The organism is Rhodoblastus sphagnicola (genome assembly GCF_002937075.1).
GTDB lineage: Bacteria > Pseudomonadota > Alphaproteobacteria > Rhizobiales > Beijerinckiaceae > Rhodoblastus > Rhodoblastus sphagnicola.
On sequence record NZ_NHSJ01000112.1, the window covers coordinates 19262 to 36229 of the forward strand.

A 16968-nucleotide genomic window follows, 5' to 3' on the forward strand; every position below is an offset into this window, starting at 1 on the left:
CGGTGGCGAAAATCTCATTCTCTTTTGTTCGTCTTTTGTTGTTTCGCGATGCCCTGATGAGGATCCGCCTCATCCGCACATTTAGCGTAAGTCGCGCAAGTTGCGTTTTTCACGCAACTCATGTATATTTTTCTTTGAAAGGGAGACCTTATGGCTAAGATCGAAGCCGTTCCCGCTGCGGAATTCACGCGCAATTTCGGCCGCTATCGAATGCAAGCGCAGCGGGCTGCTGTCCCGGTGTCGAGCCACGGTTCGATCACGGGCTATTTTGTCGGCCCAACCGAATATGAAGAATTCCAGCGCTTTAAACAGCTCCGCCGCAGCTTCGCGACTGCGGAGCTGCCTGATGACAAAGTTGCTGAAATCAGCCGGTCGCGCATGGATGAGCGCCATGCTCATCTCAATGCTCTGTTAGATCAGAAATAACGGGGGCACATGCCCATCCCTTTGCCCGAGCCGGGCCTTGTAATCTCCTTTGCGTATCTCTGGCGCTACGAACATGAAAAAGGCCAAGACGAAGGGCGGAAAAACCGGCCCAGCGTGATCGTTTTGGCGGTCGAACGCGGAGAGAACGACGCAACCGAAGTTACAGTCCTCCCAATCACCCACACGCCTCCTGCCGACGAAGCCGGCGCCATTGAAATTCCACCGGCCTTGAAACGGCATCTGGGTCTTGATGATGAGCGCTCATGGGTTGTTGTCGTGGAAGGCAATCAGTTCGATTGGCCGGGCTACGACCTCAGAAAAGTGCCCGGCAAAAACGACCGTTACGACTACGGCTTCTTGCCTCCGGTCTTCTTTGAAAAAATCATAAAGGCATTCTCGGCGTGGCATGCGACGCATAAATCAAGAATGGTTCTTCGCGATTGATGGCGAGGCTGTCGCCGGTGAGCGCAGTCTCTTCGAGAGCCTCCATCACCGATCTGAATTGGGCGACTTTCATGCGTGGCGCCTGCTTTCGTGGATCAGATCCTCGCGGCGCTTCGCCGAAAGCACTGCGAGCTTCTCGATGGTCCACGGCAGAAGCGCGCCGGTTTCCGCGTCTCGGCCGATAAGGTCGCGCCAGGCGTCGCGGAACATTTCAGTCTCGATGGCGGCGGCTTGATTGTCATGGGCTTTTGGAAAGATGAGCGTGACGCCGTCCGACAGAACCACGGCGTCGTTGCGCGCGCCGGTCTCGATCCGCGCGTCGGCCATGCCGATCGCGCTTTCATTGTCCTGCTCGGTGAAGTCGATCAGGTTCGGCAGGATCTCTTCCACCTGGTCGAACAGGATGTAGTCGGCGCCTCTGCTTTTGGCGACGATGATGCAGGCCCAAAGATCGGCGGGAAGCTCGTGGATCTCTTCCGGGCAATGGACGAAATAGCCGTATTCCGTCACGCCGCCGAGGATCGGCCAGTCGTCAGCCGGTCGATCGGACAACCATTCGCGCGTCTCTGCGCACAAATGGCCCGTCGAGAGCGGCATCAGCTTGTAGAAGAAGGGTTTGTTGCGCTTCGCCGTGAGGTATTCGGCTTTCGCCCGCGACCATGCCGCGTTCCAAATGGTCATTTGCTCTACCACGACCTCCTCGCTGGCGCCCTCGCAGATGAGCACCGGCGCTTCACCGAGATTGATCTTATGCCAATTGGCCGCGTCGGATTCCGCCTCGAGGCCGTGCCCCAAACGCCGGGCGCGCTCGCCCTTGAGGATGTTGAACGCCAAGCGCGCGATCGCCGCGATGCCGGCGCCGGCCGCGCGGGCGGCGGACTCGGCGAAGATGCTGGTGGGTTCGGAATTGCAGGTGACGCCGCTGGCGCGGTCGCCACAAATGAATGCGCCGTCCTCGGCGATGATCCAGGCGGGGACCATGTCACTCTCCCGTTTTCGTAATGCAGGGGCGAAAGGGCGCGCGCTCGCGCGCCCTGGTCGGTTATTCGTGCGCGCCGGCGTTGATCCTGCGCCAGTTGCGGGCGTCGTATTCCGCCTCGCGCTCGCAGCCGACGCGCGACCTGGTCGCGGTGTCGATGACGCGGACGGCGAACTTCTTGACCGCCGGAATGCCTCGCCGCGCGAGGCGCTTGGCCTTTTCCGCGTTCGGGCTGGTCGGGTAGCTGTAGGAGGTCACGCGGCTATCAAAATCGCCGCAGATGAACGCGCCGTCGTCGGTGATGGTCCAACACAGGTTCATGATTGCGTCCTTTCCTGTTTGAGGGCGATTGCGAGCGCCCAAGCCTCTCGCTCGGGCGCGCGAACTCAAATTTTGGGGAGACCAGAGAGGCCGCAGTAGCCGCGCCGCTTGGCGTTGGTGGCTGCCTCGGGTTCGCGCCAGCAGGCGCTGGTGTCTTCAGCGGCTGGGCAGAATTCCCAATCGGCGGGAACATCGGGCGGGCGTCCGTCGGTATCGGCTTCGGTCTCGGCCCAGGGGTTGCCGAGCACGTTGCGGATCGCCGATTTGGTGATGAACTCGTCGAACCAGCGCCAGGCCATGCAGCGGGCGCCGATGCACTGGCAATGTTTGGGCGAAAGCTGTGTGGTGTTCACGCTGTCCCAACGATTTGCGGCGGAATCGTTATTGCCGAAGACAAATCTGGTGTGGGGACACCATTTTTCGGTGGCCTGGGTTTCAGTTAAAAGCATCTCTGTGGCCCTCGATTGAAAGGCGAACGGGCGCGTCCAGGCGGGAGACCAGCGCGCATGGTTTCTGGTGAAGAGGTATTCGGGAGTGGCTAGCGTGGTCGCGTCTCAGGCGGCGCCGGCGTGCGCCGGTTCGATCCAGACCTTGGTCGTTCCGCGCGCGGGGAGATGGCGCTTCTTCAACCGGCCCTGGACGAAAGCTTCCCGGAAGGTTTTCGCGGTGGCTTCAGCGGCCTCCCGCTTGGCGTTGGTATGGATGTCGAGGATCGACCACATCAGGCGAAAGCGCGTGTCGGAATCCATTTGCTCGAAGGCGTTGACCGTTCGGCGCGAATAGCCGAGATCGACGCGCTCAATGCCGCTGCCATGCTGGACGATCAGCGCGTAATTGCCGACGCGCGGCTTGACGATCTTGAAGCTGTGGCTGCGGCAGTCGGTTCCGCTGACACCCTCATGGACCGAAGGCAGGATGCGGCCGGGCTCGTGAAACAGAAGCTCGTCGTCATCGGCCATCGGCGGTTGACGCCAGGCTTCGCGTCCATGATTGCTGGCATCGAAAACGGCGGGCGACCAACCAAATCCGGGGTCTTCCAGTTTGCCGTTGCGCGTGGCGGCGGACGGAGCGCCCGCGCAATCGGTCTTTGCCTCGATGGTCATCATCTCAGGAGTTCCTCTTATCTCTTCGAGATAAATCCTGAGCCCGCCGACAGCGGCGGTCGGGGCAAGGGCGCGTCAGCGCACGGCCCGACCCTTGCGGCGACCGCCGCGCGTCGGCGAATCGTCCCTTCTTTCTCTTTTCTTTCTTCCGTACCTAGCGCGCATACAACCACTGCAATTAGAGCGGTCGCGCGCGCTTGGTGGACGTCGGCGGGATGAAGTGTGAGAGGACGCCCAACCGTCGGTCAAGGCGGCTGGGCGGTGCCCCGCACGGCTATTCCAGGTTCATCGTGGCCTGACGCACTGCGCCACGATGAAAGCCGGAGGACGTCACGGGCGACGCTCGATCTCGCTTCGCTCTCTAGGTTTGGTCAAGACCGCCAGGTCGCAAACATCAGGCCCACCGCGACCGTCATTGCGCCAGTGCACAGCCACCCCATGGCCCACAAAGCACGCGGAAGCACAAAGCGACCCATCACGTCGCGTCGCATCGCCATCAGCATGATGGTGACCATCAGCGGCGCCGCCACCACGCCGTTGATCACCGCCGACCAGAACAGCGCCTTGATCGGATCAAGTCCGACGAAATTGATGAGAACGCCGATCAGCGTGGACACCGCGATCGTGCCATAGAACGCCTTGGCGTCGAGCGGCTTGCGTCAAGGCCGGTCGTCCAGCCCAGCGCCTCGCCAAGGGCGTAGGCGCCGGAACCGGCGAGCACAGGCGCCGCAAGCAGCCCGATGCCGATGATGCCGACCGCGAAAAGCGCGAACGTCAACACGCCCGCGATCGGTCGCAGCGCCTCAGCCGCTTGAGCGGAGGTTTGAATATCGGTGACGCCGTGCGCATTCAAGGTGGCTGCGGTGCTGACGATGATGAACAGGCTGACGACGTTCGAGTAGTGCTGCTCGTCTCTGCAGTAAGGCGACAAGCAGCGCAGTCAGACGATGAGATAATCGGAATTTGCGAGCCCGCGTGCTGAGCAACTCGGGCTTTTCGGCACCCTGGCGCATCGTCATAGGCAGCTACGCGGTTCCGACCGGCCTCCTTGGCGCGATAAAGGGCGATATCTGCAAAACAGACGAGTTTTTCGATGGGATGCGACGACAATGCCTCGATGGAGGTCACGCCAATGCTCGCAGTCACTTTTCCGAAGCCTTGGGGTGCAGGATTCGGCAGTCCCAGCTTTTCGATCGCCGTGCGAATGCGCTCCGCAACCTCGAAGGCCCCAATTGCATCAGTATCGGGAAGAATCACAGCAAATTCTTCACCGCCGTAGCGTGCGGCGACGTCGCCGGCGCGAAAAAGCTGGCCTACGATGGTGGCGGCGATAAGGCGCAAGCAGTCGTCGCCACGTTGATGACCGAAAGCATCATTATATTGTTTAAAGAAGTCGATATCGAGCAGCAACACCGACATCGAGGATCCATTGCGGCGCCCTCGTCGCCACTCGTCTTCAAGGCGACTGTCGAAGAAGCGGCGGTTACCGATCGCAGTCAGCCCGTCGCTTGAGGCAAGGGCTTGAAGCTCGGCTTCGGCGACTTTTTGCGCGGTAATATCGCGCAAAGATTCGACCACGGCGATGATTTCGCCCGAGTCGTCGAAGATGAGCCCGGCGTCGATCGCCAGATAGAGCCGTCTCGCGGCCCCCGGCATAACGCACCAGTTTTCCGCCGATAGCCCATTGCGGGCGCCGACTACGTCGGAATGTGCGGCGTAAAGAGAGACGGCTTCCGCTTCCTGATTTCTAAGCAGCAGATCAACAAGGCAAGGCCGCTCCACGTCATAGAAAGCTCGCCAGTGCTCGCGCGTTCCCAATACATCTATTGCCAATACGCCCGTCAGGCGTTCGCAGGCTTTATTCCAGATGATGACCCGCCCGTCGCGGTCAATCACAAAGGTTGGTACGACTAGATGCTCCATCAAGCGGACAGCAAAGCTTCGATCACTGTTGGAGGTCGACGATGCTTCGCCCGGTTGCGCCTCCAGAATTGCTACCATGTCCCGTCCCTGATGAGAGAGCGTCAACATTCCAAGTGCAGAGAATATTCTCCAAATAATTGAAGAAGCTATAATTTTTCAATCTAAGGTTGCGGCGCTGCCGGTCGTCGATTCTCACGCCCGTTTTTCAATAGTCACGAGCGCCGATTCATTTCGCTATCGGAACGTCCGTTGAGCATGCGACTCCCGCCGGTGGACTTTCATGTCATAGGACCGCTTCGAGCCGGACCCGGTCGATCATGCCGCCTCAATCTGGCTCGCCGCCCCTCTACATGTAATGCATGCCTTGACCGGATAGGCACGCTTTCGTCTACTCAAAGCGCTGACAGGTCCGCGTCGGACTTCAGGTCGTCGCGACCGAGATAGGAAATGGCGAGTTCGCGAAAGATGTAGTCGATGACCGAGGTGGCGCTGGTGATGGCGTCGTTGCCCTCGACGACGCCAGCCGGCTCGAAACGGGTCGAAACGAACGCGTCGACGAATTCCTCCAACGGCACGCCAAATTGCAGGCCTATGGAAACCGCGATGGCGAAACTGTTCATCAGGCCGCGAAACGCCGAGCCTTCCTTGTGCATGTCGATGAAGATTTCGCCGAGGCGGCCGTCAGGATATTCTCCGACCTGCAGATAGAGCTTGTGCCCGGCGATCCGAGCTTTCTGGGTATAATTTGTGCGGCGCGTGGGCAGGCCCTCGCGCAGGATCAGGCGTTCAACCTGGCGCGGCGCCGCGTCATCCGGCGCCGCGGCGATCTCCTGGATTTCTGGCAATCGTTCCATTGCGGGCTCCTGTTCGAACGGATCGGGATCAAAGGCTGCGCAGACGGGCGCCGAGCGCGCGCAACGCGTTGGCCCTTTGCGGCGAAAGGTGGGACCGTCCAGCTTGATCGGACGGACGCTTGGCGTGCGCCTTGGCGTTGGCGGGAATGTCCTCGATGAAGATCGACGGCTGGCTCGGACCGCGCCGGAATTGCGCTGAGGAAATCGTCACATGGCGCTTGCCGCGCGTGAGCGCGACATAGGCGAGACGCCGTTCCTCGGCGGCGTCGCCATAGGTCGACGGGATAATGCCGTTCTCGAAAGCGGGCAGGAACACCTGCTCGAATTCCAGGCCCTTGGCGCGGTGCATGGTCATCAAACGAACGGCGGGCGCCGCGCCTTCGCTGGCGCGGTTGGTGGCGAGCGCTGCGTGATCGAGGAGCTCGCGCGCGGAATGGAAGCTCGAAGCCAGCGAGACCAGTTCTTCCAGATTTTCCAGTCGGCCGGCGGCGTCTTCGGCCTTGCTGGCGCGCAACAACTGGCGATAGCCGCACGCGTCGAGCAATAGAGAAATCTGATCGGCGAGCGAATGGCTCCGGTGAGCGCCGATGCGGCGGACCTGGTCGGCCATTTTCAGGCCTTCGCCGCGGGCTTTCGGAGGAAGAGTGGCCGTGTCGAGCGCGCAGAGCAGCGACACCTTGCGGAACGCGGCTTCCTCCTCAACGATCGCGAGGGTTTGCGGACCGAACCCCCGGCGCGGTTCGTTGATCACGCGACGGAACGCTTCGTCGGATTGGCGATCGTCGGGATGGGTGGCGAGGCGTAGATAGGCGAGCGCGATCTTGATCTCCTGGCGCGCGTAAAAGCCGACGTCACCCACGATCTCGTAAGGGATTTTGGCGCGCATCAGCGCTTCCTCGAAAGCGCGCGACAGCACGTTGGTGCGATAGAGCACGGCCATATGGTCCCAGGGCAGGCCCTCGCCATGGCGCGCGTTGATGGCGGCCGCGAGATTGAGCGCCTCGGCCTCGGCGTCGCGATAGGTTGCGATCGTGATCGGCTGGCCGTCGCCCAGATTGGTGTAGAGCGTCTTGCCCAGGCGCTTCTTGTCGCCGGCGATAACGCCGTTGGCGGCGGCGAGGATATGGCCGGTCGAGCGGAAATTCTCTTCGAGGCGGAATTCGCCGGCGTCGGGAAAGTCGCGGGTGAATCTGCGTATGAGTCCTACATCAGCCCCTCTCCAGCCGTAGATCGATTGGTCATCATCGCCCACGGCAAAGAGGCGATTGCAATGGCTCGCCATGGCCTTCAGCCAGGAGTGCTGTGCGTAATTGACGTCCTGAAATTCGTCCGCCAACACGGCGTCGAAGCGCTCGGCCCATTGCCGGCGATATTGCCTGTCGTTCATCAGCGCCAGGGTCGGCCAAAGCAGGAGATCGCCGAAATCGGCGGCGTTGGCCTCGCGCAGGCGCTGCTGGTAGAGCGCATAGATCTTGGCGGCGTTGCGGAACGTCATGCTTTCGATCGGTTCGCCCTTTCTTTCGGCGGCGGCGATCATGGCCTCGATCCGGGACGAGGCCGTTTCCGGGGTGATCAACTGGTCCTTGAACGACGAAATTTTGTTGGCGATCGTCTTGACCGGATCGCGACCTCCGGCGCTCTCCGGGTTATTGGCGATGTTCAGCGCCTTCATGATGCGCTTGATCAGGAGATGGGCGTCGCCGGCGTCCAGAATGTCGAAATCCTTGCGCAGGCCAGCAATCTCCGGGGAGGTGCGCAACTGTCTGGCGCCCAGGCCATGGAACGTTCCGAGCCAGTTGGGCGCGGCGTGTTCGCCCAGAGCGGCGCGGATGCGCTCGGCCATTTCGGCCGCCGCCTTGTTGGTGAAGGTGGACACGAGAATGCGGGAGGCCGGGATTTCCTCGATTTCGATCTTGTAAACCACCGAGGCGGTCAGCGTCGAAGTCTTGCCCGTGCCAGCGCCGGCGAGAACGAGCGTCGACCCTGGGTGCATTGCCGCCTCTCGTTGAACCGGCGTTAAGCGTGCGGCAAGCGTTTCCCAAGCGTCGGGCAGAGTTTCGCCGGGCTCGTTGGCCATCATGGATTGCCAGTCGTCCCAGATGTCGGGGCCGCTATCGAGTTCGGGCAGGTATTCATCGGGATCGGACATGATTGTGGCTCCGCTCAGGTGTGATGGGGCATCGACGCGCTTGCGTCGCAGGCGGCGTGAGCCTCCTCGCAACGGGCGGCGTCGAGCAGGCCGTAAAGGCGGTCCAGGAACATCGATTCCGCGACACTGGCGGGCCAAGGCTCCCAGGGCTCGAAGCTCGGATCGGGAGCGGTCAGCGGGTCAATCGACAACGGAGGAACGATGATGCCGAGGGTGTCGCGCAGTTCCTCGCGGCTCCATCCGACGACGTGAAACGCCTCGGATGCCGCAGCCAGTTTGTCAGCCGCTTTGTGGAGCCGGTAGGTTTCCGTTGTCCATTTGGGCAGACGGTAGCGCACGTCGATCAAACCTTGCAGCTTCTCGTCGAGCGCGAGGAATGCGCCGCCGAGATGCGGCTTCAGCGGTCCGGTCGGGTCCCAACCCAAGAGCGCCTCAGACCCATCGTGGCCCAACTCCCTGAGGGCTTCCCGGGCCGTCAGCTGTTGTTGCATCTCGACGATGCGCAGCACGAGCAGACTGTGTTGAGCGACGGAGAGCGGGCGCTTCCATTTGGTCGCGCCGGCCCATCGGGGGATGCGCGCGAGGTTGTATGCGAGGTCTTCGTCGGTCCAGCTGTCGGGGGTGGGATCGAGGAGATTGAATTTGTGGCCGGATCGAAACAGGATGAAGGCGCGCTGTGGCGCCGTGTCGACGTGTTCATGTTTCATGGCGTATCTCCTTGGGATTTGAGGACGTCGTTCCAATCCTCGCCTTCAAGCGGCGGGCGGCGGCGCAGGAAGGGAACGCCCGCCTCCTTGGCGAGCGTCTCGTGGCGCGCCGCATAGCGATCGCCGGCGAGGTTGGCGTCGGTCGCGCTTTCGAACCGCGCGGCGGGCATGGCCGCGATCGAGAGCAAGAGGTTTCTGATGGCGGCGGTCGTTTCCGGACCCATGCCCCCGCCAGTCGCGGCATAAACCGTGTCGTCGCGCAGATTTTCGAGCGCGGCGCGGCTCAGCGCGTCGATCGCGGCCTCCGCCAGGACGAAACGGCTTCGAAGCGCGGCGTCGCGCGGGAACAAAAACAGCGACTTGCAGCCGCCGGTGAGCGAACCTTTGTAGGTCGGGCCTCGGACATCGACATGGGTGACAACGCCGGCGGTGCGATGGGCGAACCAGGCCGAGCCGTAGGGGCCGTCGCGAATGACGTCGCAGCGGGCGGCGGCAAGAAGCACGGTTTCCGGCAAACCGCGGCCCGCAAGATAGAGCCAGGTCTGCGAATGCTTGCGCAACCGGCGCTTTTGCGCCCATCGCTCGGCGATCGGGAGCGACGCGTTGGATCTGGTCCTGATTCGCTCCATGGGCGTGAAGTCCGGCTGGACGCCAGCGAGCGGCCGAAGCGCTTTGCGCACGTGGCCGAAATTCAGCCCAGGCTCCAAATGTTGGACGAGGCCGAACACATCGCCCTTGGCGTCGCTGTTGGGGTCCCACCAGCCGGCGCCATTATGCGTGACGATGACGATCTCGCCGGCGCCACGACGGTATTTCAGGCAATGACGGGTGCTCTCAGCGCGGTCGAGCCGCCAGGGCGGCGTCGCCTGTTCAAGAACGGTCGCGCAACTGACGGCGGCGCGCAGTTCGTCAAGTTCGGTTTGAGGATGTTTCATCTCCTTCTCCTGGATTGTCGCCGGGAGGCTCGTTCCGGCTGGTTTTTTTGCGATTGAGGCCAACCCGATCGCGAGGCGGCGACGTGGCAAGGGCGCGCGGAATCGCGCGGGAGCGAGCGACGCACCCTTGCGGCGACAGACGGCGATAGCGGTAGGGATGAATGTGCGCTTTCCTTCCGGGCCTCTCGATGAGGCATCAAGGGAAGGATCGAATGGCGCGAAGTCGAAGCGGCCTTGTCGGCCTATCAGCAGAAGGTGGTTTTGATGGCTTCCATGAAGGCGCGCAGATCGGCGTCCTGGATGGCCCGTTCTTCAACCCGACGAATGGCGTGAAGGACCGTGGTGTGGTCGCGGTTGAATCGGCGGCCGATGCGGGGCAACGACCAGTTAGTGATCTTCTTCACCGCCCACATGGCCTCTTGTCGCGCAGCGGCGATCGCTGCTGGCTTTTCGTCGCCAAGGATTTCCTTGATGGAGACGCCCGTTCGTTCGGAGACCAGCTTCAGGATCGGCCCGGATTTCTCGTTCGACAGGTCAATCGTCGAGACCAGGCGTGATAGAGTTGTAACGGGCGTCGGGATTGTTGTGGGAACCGTCGCCGGGTCCGTTCCGACCAGCTCGCGGATCGGTGTCTTCATTTTCGGGGTTGTGACGCCTGGTGAATAGAGCCGTTGTCGTGCGGCCCGGTATCTGGCGATAAGCTCGGCGCTCGAATGCGGTTCGCAGGTGGTGGCGAGTTGAAGCGATCTCATGATGTTGGCTTCCTTGAGTTGAGGGTTAGGGGTCATGTCCTCATTCGTCCGGATAATCGCCCGGGCGTTCGAGCCGGTCGCGGCAAGGCGGAATGAATCGGAAGCGCGGATCGCCCCAATCTGTTGGCGCACCGCGCCACCAGACCAGCCAGGAGTAGGACGTCGCGGTGCTTTGTCGCATTCCTCTGGGCGTCGTCGAGGTCGGCTTCCGCTTCCACTTGCGGACTCGGCTTTTGATGATCGGCAGCCGTTGCACGAACTGACATATGAACTGGGGCGGGCTGTCCGCGAAAAGCCCATGGTAGCGTGTCTCGCCCTCCACGAAGGATGAGCGGGTCAGCATCGCGACCAGGCGCCAATCGGGCAGGGCAAGCGCGCGGGTGATGAAGGCCTGGGCCGCCTTGAACGGCGGGTTGGAGATAATGATCTCGGCTGTTGTGGCGACCGTTTCGCCGGCGGCGAGGAAATCGCCCACATGATCTTGCGGGTCGATCGTCTCTGGATCGGGCCGATAGTCGAAAATGTCGGAGGTCGTGACATCAGGCCAATATTCTTTGAGGGGCCGGCTCATGTAGCCGCGGTTCGCGGTCGGCTCGAAAACCCGACCTTCGGGGACGCCGATATCGGTTTGCGCCAGGACTTCCTCGACCAGGGATCGCGTGCCCCAGCAGGGTGTGGGAAAATCATCGAGCGAGGTGCGAGGCTCAACGCGTTGAGCCCGAACCGCGTGGCTGGACATTTTCATCGTCGCCTCTTTTCTTCTGCAGGAATTCTCGCTTTAAACACCAGCGGACATTCGCGGCCGCGCAGGGCAAGGGCGCGCCAGCGCCGGGCTTGACCCTTGCGCAGCGGGGCCGCGAATGGCATTCATTCGGCTCTACGAATGTTATTCTGGCGGCTTTTGGATAGTCTGAAATGTTACGTTCCGCTGTTACGTCTGCTTGCGTGTTTGAACCTTCGGAGTCACAAAGGAAGGTGATCACGAACCGGCGCGAATTCGTTGATAATTCTGTTTCTAGGCGTCTTCACTGGCGTCACGGCGAGGCGAGGACTGGAGAATGACTCCCGAACAAATTATGAAAGAGCTTGCGAAGCGCCATGACGACCTGCCGGTCGACGCGCTGAATGCGGCTCTTGAGCAGCCCGACGCGGTGGCGCCGCTGTTTGAGGCGGAGATCGATCGTCTTATTGGTCAATTCGAAGAGATACTCGAAAACGCCAAGTCCGATCGCCAGTATGCGTCGCTGTGTAAGAAGCTCCTGCGCAAGCCGTCGGCGTTGTTTTATGGATTTTTGCTTGCGGCCGAATGGCGGCGAACGGAGGCCTATCCGCGGTACGCCTCCCTGTTGCAGTGGTCCTGGGCGGGCGAGCCAAATTTGCTGTCGGAAACCGTGTTCAGCGATGTGGGGCCGCGGGTGATGGCGGAAATCTACGACGGAAATCCCGTCCCGTTATTCAATTTGCTGCTTGATCATACCGCGCACGACTCGATCCGCTTTTGGCAGTTCCGGACGCTGATCATCTTGGTGATCAAAGGCGAGCTCGACATGCCGACCTTGAAAGCATTCCTCGTCCGCGCGTTCGACGAACTCGAACAAGAGCCGGAGCAGCATGTTTGGCGCGGCTGGGAGGAAGTGATCATTTATTTCGGTCTGGAGGATCTGATCCCGCTCGTCGAACGCGCGCATAACGTTCAGAGAATCCTGGAAGGGACGATTGAAGAATTTCGCGCGAATTACGCCTACGCCAGGGCGCATCCGGACGAGCCGATCGAGAACGATCCCGTCGTGCCGTTTAAGGGGCTGCAGGAGGAGCTTAATTGGGCGTTTGCGAATCGCGCGAGCCTTGATTGAAGAGGCCGCCGGCGGTCGCCATCCTCGGGGCGCTGTGTGGCGCTTCGCCCTGGCCTCTCAGGCGCGGGCGAAGCGCTGACCGTTGTCAATTGTCGGTCGTCAGAATGCCGTCGAATTCTTTAAAGATGAAACTGCGCGGCTCGGAAGGGCAGCAGGGCTTGTCGTTTTCGCCAAACGTTTTGGCATCGATGTGAATCATGCTGTCGCGCACGCTGACGCTGTCGATCTGGCCGGGCGGCATCGGAAGCATCGGAATGTTTTTGATGCGGCCGTCCTCCATGGTGAGCACTTCGATTTCGGAAGTCTTCGGCGGTTCCGAGGATCCACCGCGTGGATAATCGAGCGAATAGCTGATCACGACGACGTCCTTCAACGCGTTGAGTCCGCCTTCGTAGATTCGTTTATAGTCGATCACCTCGATGCTGGTGTACATCGACTTGAGATAGTCCAGGATGATTTCGTCAGACAGCGCCTGGGCGTGGGAGCCAGGCGCGATGATCGCAAGGCCAAGAGCGACGATTGCGGTTCGGGCGGTTTTGGTCAGCATGGTGTTCACCTCGGCGAATGTCGCGAGCGAGGTCGATCGCGACTTGGGCGCCTTCATGAGTGACACGCACTGGCGCGAATTCGCTCGAGGGCTGTCGCAGCTCGACCACGCGGCCCCCTGCCCCGCGTCCGATCGCCCAAATTTAGGCGCTCCAGGCGAGGCAATCCCTCTAGCCTGTCCGGTTTCCAATTAACAGCGCATCACCGTGAGCCAAGCGCCGTCGCTGGCGATAACCCGCCCCTTATCGATAGAGAAAGCCTGCCCGCAACGCGAGGAGAGCACCCCCGGCTGCCCAGTAACGGCGGCCGGCAGGCCGCTTGAAAACATCAGCGTCAGCGGACGGAAGCCCGAAAGGGCTGAAACCGCCTGCGGGTTCGGTTAACGACAGCCCGCTGGGTCACCGGGACGCCTGGAATTCAATTCCTTTGACTTTTTACCACTCATTGAGCTATAGTTTATTGTAGGGGGGCGCTTGACGCGGATATTTAAGTTGAAGGAATTTGCGCGGTTTCAGCGCAAGGAACGGCTCAGCGACGCGACGCTTTGCAAGGCGATCGGCAGCATTGAGGCGGGACTAATCGACGCTGATCTCGGCGGCGGTTTGGTCAAGCAACGTCTGCCGCGAGCGGGGCAGGGCAAGAGCGGCGGCTATCGGACGGTGATCGCGTTTCGGCGCGGCGATCGGGCAGTGTTTCTATATGGCTTCGGCAAGAACGAGCGCAGCAACATCGACGCCGACGAACTGGATGAATTCAAGCACCTGGCGCGGGGATTCTTGGAGCTGACGGCGCAGCAAATCGCCAGGCTTATCGCGGACGAAGAATTGATGGAGGTGAAAGATGACGAAGGAGCTTGAGACCAAGCCGCGCGGCAAGTCGCGGATGCGCAGCGAGATCGTCGAGGCCATGCGCGGCTTGCACAAGGTCGGCGCGGTGAGCGACGGCGCACTGGAAAAGACGACGCTACGGATGCTCGGCAAAGACGCCTTGCCGAAGGTCGAGGCGATGTCACCGGCAGAAATCGCGGCTGTGCGTGAACGCACGGGGATCAGTCAGGCGGTCCTCGCCGGATTCATGAACGTGGCGGTGAACACGGTGAGCCAATGGGAGCGCGGCGAGCGCCAGCCGACCGGCGCGGCGCTAAAGCTGTTGAACGTCGTCAAGCACAATGGCCTCGACGCGCTGCGGTAGGCCTTTGCAAAAGGTCTACCTTTTGCAAGCGGGCAGGATTCTCAGAACTCACGCAGACCGTGTGAAAAGTTCGACTGACGGGATTCTGTTGGCGTCGGCATCCGGTTAGAATCCGGCATGACGCAAATTTCCGGATTCGAACGCGCGCAACTTCTGCTTTTGCCGGAGGCGATCGACGATTATGCCGGCGCCGATAATCCCGTGCGGTTCATCGACGCCTTCGTCGACGGACGCGATTTGAAGTCCGCTGGCTTTGATCGAGTCGAGGCGAAGGCGATGGGGCGTCCCGGCTACGCTCCTGGCGATCTGCTGAAGCTCTATATTTACGGCTATCTTAACCGGGTGCGGTCGAGCCGGCGGCTTGAGGCTGAGTGTCATCGCAACATAGAAGTCATCTGGCTGCTGCGCACCTTGAAGCCGGACTTCAAAACCATTGCCGACTTCCGGGCCGGCAATCGCAAGGCGTTCCGCGCGGTGTTTCGTGAATTCGTCGTGCTGTGCCGCAAGCTCGACCTGTTCGGACGCGAGCTTTTGGCCGTTGACGGCACGCGCATCAAGGCGGTCAACAACACATGGCCCGCCGGGCATGCAAAAGGTGCAAAATAACGTGGTCTGTGGTATGATTTCCGCATGGGAACGATTGAAACTCCGATCCTGAGCCGGTTCAGGGCCGCGCTTGATGAAGTGTACGGCGAGCAAATCGAGCGCGTGGTGCTGTTCGGCTCACGCGCGCGCGGTGATGCGCGTCCGGATTCCGACTACGATGTCGCCGTGTTTCTCAAGGACCTGACCAGCTTCGACAGGGAAGCCGGGCGTATCGCGGAAATCGGGATCGATATTCTCAATGATACCGGCGCGGTCATCAACGCGATGCCATTCAGCGCCGGGGCTTATGAGCACCGCACGGGATTGATGCGCGAGCTGCGTCGGGAAGGCCTTGATCTGTGACCCCCGAAGCGGCAAATTATCTGTCTAAGGCTCGAAACGATCTCGAAGAGGCCCGCAAAATCGAGGCGATTGGCCTCGCGACGGTCGCGGCGCGCTCCGCCTATTACGCCGCGTTCCACGCGGCCGAAGCGTTCATCATGGAACGCACCGGAAAAATCGTGAAGACGCATTCGGGGGTGCGCACGGAATTCGCGCGGCTCGCGAAAGACACGCCTGGCATCGATCGCAGGTTCACCAACTTTCTGGCGAAAGCCTATATGTACAAGGAAATCGGAGATTATGCCGTCGGCCCGGACGCGACCGTGACGCCCGACGCCGCAAAAGCGGCCATTGTCGTCGCTGAAGAATTCATCGATTGCATCGCGGCGGTGCTGACGAAATAAGCCCCACTGAACAGACGCTTATGAGATGATCGGCCATTCGCAAAATTCACGAATTTCGAGAAAAGCGACACTCGATTTTCAACAGGTCCGTTCGCCGGTTTTCGGGCTAAAATCGGCGGGGTTTATAGAGACGCCGCTTCTACCGCGTCCGTGAAGATCCTATGAGGGCCAAAGGTGGCCAAGGTCGAGTATCCTTGGGCCGTCGAATGACCTCAAGGAGAAGGAAGATGTCTCAAGCCTCGGGAACCACGCCGTCCACCATTGACTACGACACCACAATCATTGGCGCGTTGGAATTGAGCGAGAAGAAATGGGTCTTCGCTGTTCAATTGCCTGGCGTTAGCCGGCATTCGCGACATGTGCTGGAAACTTGCGGTGACGGGTTGGCGTCGTTCGTCGAGCGCTTAAAGGCCAAATGCGCGGCGGCGGGCCGCGCGATCACCCGGGTCATACTCACCCATGAAGCTGGGCGCGACGGTTTTTGGCTGGCGCGCTTCCTGACCCGCCGCGGCATCGAGGTCCACGTGATGCAGCCATCAAGCCTTCCGGTGGATCGGCGGGCACGTCGGGCAAAGACGGATATCATCGATGTCGAGATGTTGCTGCGCACTTTGATGGCTTGGCTACGTGGCGAGCCACGGGTTTGTTCGATGGTGCCGATTCCGAGCGAAGCCGACGAGGAAGCGCGGCGTGCGTATCGGGAACGGGAGGATTTGACCGGGGAGCGGCGCTCGATCGTCAACAAGATCGACGGCATTTTGGCGACGCTGGGCATAAAGGGATACAAGGCGTTGCGGCGAGATCGTCGCGAGCAGTTGGATTCCCTGCGCCAGCCGGACGGCGATCCCGTTCCCCAAAAGGCGAAAGCGCGAATCGAACGTCTGCTCGATCGTCTTGATCTCGTTCTGAAGCTGATTGAACAGGTGGAGGCGGCGCGTGACGCCGTTCTCAAAAAGGACACGCCGGCAGATGAAGCGGAAAGGATGATCCGGTCGCTGACGGCATTGCGGTCCATCGGCGCGGACTTCGCCACACTTCTTGTGCGTGAGGCATTCGTGCGGCAGTTTCGAAACCGACGCGCGCTTGGCGGATATGTTGGGCTTGGCGGAACGCCGTTCTCCAGCGGAGGCAGCGAGCGTGAGCAAGGGATCGGAAAAGACGGCAACCGAAGATTGCGCGCCGCGATGGTGGAACTCGCCTGGATGTGGTTGCGCTGGCAGCCGGACAGCGCCTTGTCCATTTGGTTCCGTGCTCGCGTCGGCGCAACGGGAGGAGGACGGGTCAAGAAAATCATGGTCGTGGCGCTGGCTCGCAAGCTGCTCGTCGCATTGTGGCGCTACGTGAAGGATGGCGTCATTCCCGACGGAGCGACAATGAAACCGGCGTAAGATCAGCTTTCATTTTTTACGCCAAGAGAGGTCGATGGTTGGCGGTCGCCGCAGAAACCCGAGGGC

19 protein-coding genes and 3 pseudogenes are annotated in these 16968 nt (G+C 61.0%); 9 read left to right on the forward strand and 13 right to left on the reverse strand.

All coding sequences use genetic code 11. The features are described 5' to 3' along the window. The first annotated feature begins 150 nt into the window (after positions 1–150). Positions 151–426, forward strand: coding sequence for a prevent-host-death protein (locus CCR94_RS18285; protein WP_104509273.1), 276 nt, complete (start codon positions 151–153; stop codon positions 424–426). A gap of 9 nt (positions 427–435) precedes the next feature. Beyond that, a complete protein-coding gene (locus CCR94_RS18290; protein ID WP_104509274.1) occupies positions 436–870 on the forward strand; it encodes a type II toxin-antitoxin system PemK/MazF family toxin in 435 nt (144 codons plus the stop codon). Between the two features lie 69 nt (positions 871–939). Here CCR94_RS18290 and CCR94_RS18295 read toward each other — a convergent pair whose 3' ends face one another. The 12 genes and pseudogenes from CCR94_RS18295 to CCR94_RS26135 all read right to left on the reverse strand — a co-directional run bounded on the left by CCR94_RS18295 (position 940) and on the right by CCR94_RS26135 (position 11338). Beyond that, complete coding sequence (locus tag CCR94_RS18295; protein ID WP_104509275.1) at positions 940–1851, reverse strand: DUF5983 family protein; 912 nt, start codon at positions 1849–1851, stop codon at positions 940–942. A 61-nt stretch (positions 1852–1912) separates the two neighbouring features. Beyond that, positions 1913–2170, reverse strand: a complete 258-nt coding sequence (locus CCR94_RS18300; RefSeq protein ID WP_104509276.1) for a hypothetical protein — start codon at positions 2168–2170, stop codon at positions 1913–1915. A 65-nt stretch (positions 2171–2235) separates the two neighbouring features. Beyond that, on the reverse strand, positions 2236–2619 hold the full coding sequence (locus CCR94_RS18305; protein ID WP_104509277.1) for a hypothetical protein: 384 nt from the start codon (positions 2617–2619) through the stop codon (positions 2236–2238). 105 nt (positions 2620–2724) lie between these two features. Further along, positions 2725–3273, reverse strand: a complete 549-nt coding sequence (locus CCR94_RS18310; RefSeq protein WP_146090091.1) for a hypothetical protein — start codon at positions 3271–3273, stop codon at positions 2725–2727. Between the two features lie 371 nt (positions 3274–3644). After that, positions 3645–4204 (reverse strand): annotated as a pseudogene (locus CCR94_RS26470) (divalent metal cation transporter). Continuing rightward, complete coding sequence (locus tag CCR94_RS18320) at positions 4123–5274, reverse strand: GGDEF domain-containing protein (RefSeq protein ID WP_104509296.1); 1152 nt, start codon at positions 5272–5274, stop codon at positions 4123–4125. Before CCR94_RS18320 ends, CCR94_RS26470 begins: the two are co-directional and overlap by 82 nt. 344 nt (positions 5275–5618) lie before the next feature. Further along, positions 5619–5975 (reverse strand): annotated as a pseudogene (locus tag CCR94_RS18325) (TSCPD domain-containing protein); the annotation flags it as partial. 103 nt (positions 5976–6078) lie between these two features. After that, positions 6079–8199, reverse strand: coding sequence for an ATP-dependent helicase (locus tag CCR94_RS18330; protein WP_244594127.1), 2121 nt, complete (start codon positions 8197–8199; stop codon positions 6079–6081). Positions 8200–8213: 14 nt separating this feature from the next. Further along, complete coding sequence (locus tag CCR94_RS18335) at positions 8214–8906, reverse strand: phosphohydrolase (RefSeq protein WP_184421931.1); 693 nt, start codon at positions 8904–8906, stop codon at positions 8214–8216. Next, positions 8903–9841, reverse strand: a complete 939-nt coding sequence (locus CCR94_RS18340; protein ID WP_104509279.1) for a DUF3991 and TOPRIM domain-containing protein — start codon at positions 9839–9841, stop codon at positions 8903–8905. The genes CCR94_RS18335 and CCR94_RS18340 overlap by 4 nt, the downstream gene beginning before the upstream one ends. 245 nt (positions 9842–10086) lie before the next feature. Beyond that, on the reverse strand, positions 10087–10629 hold the full coding sequence (locus CCR94_RS26130; RefSeq protein ID WP_338053007.1) for a helix-turn-helix domain-containing protein: 543 nt from the start codon (positions 10627–10629) through the stop codon (positions 10087–10089). Between the two features lie 4 nt (positions 10630–10633). Further along, positions 10634–11338: a methyltransferase gene (locus CCR94_RS26135; RefSeq protein ID WP_244594128.1), complete on the reverse strand. Its 705-nt coding sequence runs from the start codon at positions 11336–11338 to the stop codon at positions 10634–10636. Positions 11339–11651: 313 nt separating this feature from the next. Between CCR94_RS26135 and CCR94_RS18350 the strand changes: the two genes are divergently transcribed. Continuing rightward, positions 11652–12446: a DUF1186 domain-containing protein gene (locus tag CCR94_RS18350; protein ID WP_146090092.1), complete on the forward strand. Its 795-nt coding sequence runs from the start codon at positions 11652–11654 to the stop codon at positions 12444–12446. An 85-nt stretch (positions 12447–12531) separates the two neighbouring features. On the opposite strand, the gene CCR94_RS18355 is transcribed toward CCR94_RS18350, so the two are convergent. Next, positions 12532–12993 (reverse strand): hypothetical protein, encoded by a 462-nt coding sequence (locus CCR94_RS18355; protein WP_146090093.1) that lies wholly within the window; start codon positions 12991–12993, stop codon positions 12532–12534. 472 nt (positions 12994–13465) lie between these two features. On the opposite strand from CCR94_RS18355, the gene CCR94_RS18360 reads away from it, so the two are divergent. The 6 genes and pseudogenes from CCR94_RS18360 to CCR94_RS18385 all read left to right on the forward strand — a co-directional run bounded on the left by CCR94_RS18360 (position 13466) and on the right by CCR94_RS18385 (position 16902). Further along, complete coding sequence (locus CCR94_RS18360) at positions 13466–13849, forward strand: type II toxin-antitoxin system RelE/ParE family toxin (protein WP_104509283.1); 384 nt, start codon at positions 13466–13468, stop codon at positions 13847–13849. Further along, positions 13833–14183, forward strand: a complete 351-nt coding sequence (locus tag CCR94_RS18365) for a helix-turn-helix domain-containing protein (protein ID WP_104509284.1) — start codon at positions 13833–13835, stop codon at positions 14181–14183. The genes CCR94_RS18360 and CCR94_RS18365 overlap by 17 nt, the downstream gene beginning before the upstream one ends. A 117-nt stretch (positions 14184–14300) precedes the next feature. After that, a pseudogene (locus tag CCR94_RS18370) lies at positions 14301–14753 on the forward strand (transposase); the annotation flags it as partial. A gap of 60 nt (positions 14754–14813) precedes the next feature. Further along, entirely contained in the window at positions 14814–15131 is a 318-nt protein-coding gene (locus CCR94_RS18375) for a nucleotidyltransferase domain-containing protein (RefSeq protein ID WP_104509285.1), read from the forward strand. Then, positions 15128–15514: a HEPN domain-containing protein gene (locus CCR94_RS18380; RefSeq protein WP_104509286.1), complete on the forward strand. Its 387-nt coding sequence runs from the start codon at positions 15128–15130 to the stop codon at positions 15512–15514. The genes CCR94_RS18375 and CCR94_RS18380 overlap by 4 nt, the downstream gene beginning before the upstream one ends. Positions 15515–15741: 227 nt before the next feature. Next, entirely contained in the window at positions 15742–16902 is a 1161-nt protein-coding gene (locus tag CCR94_RS18385; protein WP_104509287.1) for an IS110 family RNA-guided transposase, read from the forward strand. Positions 16903–16968 lie beyond the last annotated feature (66 nt).

What these genes read in the sequence shown, in the direction of transcription:
- CCR94_RS18375 (WP_104509285.1), top strand. Translation starts at nt 14,814, where the DNA reads ATGGGAACGATTGAAACTCCGATCCTGAGCCGGTTCAGGGCCGCGCTT.
- CCR94_RS18385 (WP_104509287.1), top strand. Translation starts at nt 15,742, where the DNA reads ATGTCTCAAGCCTCGGGAACCACGCCGTCCACCATTGACTACGACACC.
- CCR94_RS18350 (WP_146090092.1), top strand. Translation starts at nt 11,652, where the DNA reads ATGACTCCCGAACAAATTATGAAAGAGCTTGCGAAGCGCCATGACGAC.
- CCR94_RS18310 (WP_146090091.1), bottom strand. Translation starts at nt 3,273, where the DNA reads ATGACCATCGAGGCAAAGACCGATTGCGCGGGCGCTCCGTCCGCCGCC.
- CCR94_RS18340 (WP_104509279.1), bottom strand. Translation starts at nt 9,841, where the DNA reads ATGAAACATCCTCAAACCGAACTTGACGAACTGCGCGCCGCCGTCAGT.
- CCR94_RS18290 (WP_104509274.1), top strand. Translation starts at nt 436, where the DNA reads ATGCCCATCCCTTTGCCCGAGCCGGGCCTTGTAATCTCCTTTGCGTAT.
- CCR94_RS18295 (WP_104509275.1), bottom strand. Translation starts at nt 1,851, where the DNA reads ATGGTCCCCGCCTGGATCATCGCCGAGGACGGCGCATTCATTTGTGGC.
- CCR94_RS18285 (WP_104509273.1), top strand. Translation starts at nt 151, where the DNA reads ATGGCTAAGATCGAAGCCGTTCCCGCTGCGGAATTCACGCGCAATTTC.
- CCR94_RS18365 (WP_104509284.1), top strand. Translation starts at nt 13,833, where the DNA reads ATGACGAAGGAGCTTGAGACCAAGCCGCGCGGCAAGTCGCGGATGCGC.
- CCR94_RS26135 (WP_244594128.1), bottom strand. Translation starts at nt 11,338, where the DNA reads ATGAAAATGTCCAGCCACGCGGTTCGGGCTCAACGCGTTGAGCCTCGC.
- CCR94_RS18305 (WP_104509277.1), bottom strand. Translation starts at nt 2,619, where the DNA reads ATGCTTTTAACTGAAACCCAGGCCACCGAAAAATGGTGTCCCCACACC.
- CCR94_RS18300 (WP_104509276.1), bottom strand. Translation starts at nt 2,170, where the DNA reads ATGAACCTGTGTTGGACCATCACCGACGACGGCGCGTTCATCTGCGGC.
- CCR94_RS18335 (WP_184421931.1), bottom strand. Translation starts at nt 8,906, where the DNA reads ATGAAACATGAACACGTCGACACGGCGCCACAGCGCGCCTTCATCCTG.
- CCR94_RS18320 (WP_104509296.1), bottom strand. Translation starts at nt 5,274, where the DNA reads ATGGTAGCAATTCTGGAGGCGCAACCGGGCGAAGCATCGTCGACCTCC.
- CCR94_RS26130 (WP_338053007.1), bottom strand. Translation starts at nt 10,629, where the DNA reads ATGACCCCTAACCCTCAACTCAAGGAAGCCAACATCATGAGATCGCTT.
- CCR94_RS18330 (WP_244594127.1), bottom strand. Translation starts at nt 8,199, where the DNA reads ATGTCCGATCCCGATGAATACCTGCCCGAACTCGATAGCGGCCCCGAC.
- CCR94_RS18355 (WP_146090093.1), bottom strand. Translation starts at nt 12,993, where the DNA reads ATGCTGACCAAAACCGCCCGAACCGCAATCGTCGCTCTTGGCCTTGCG.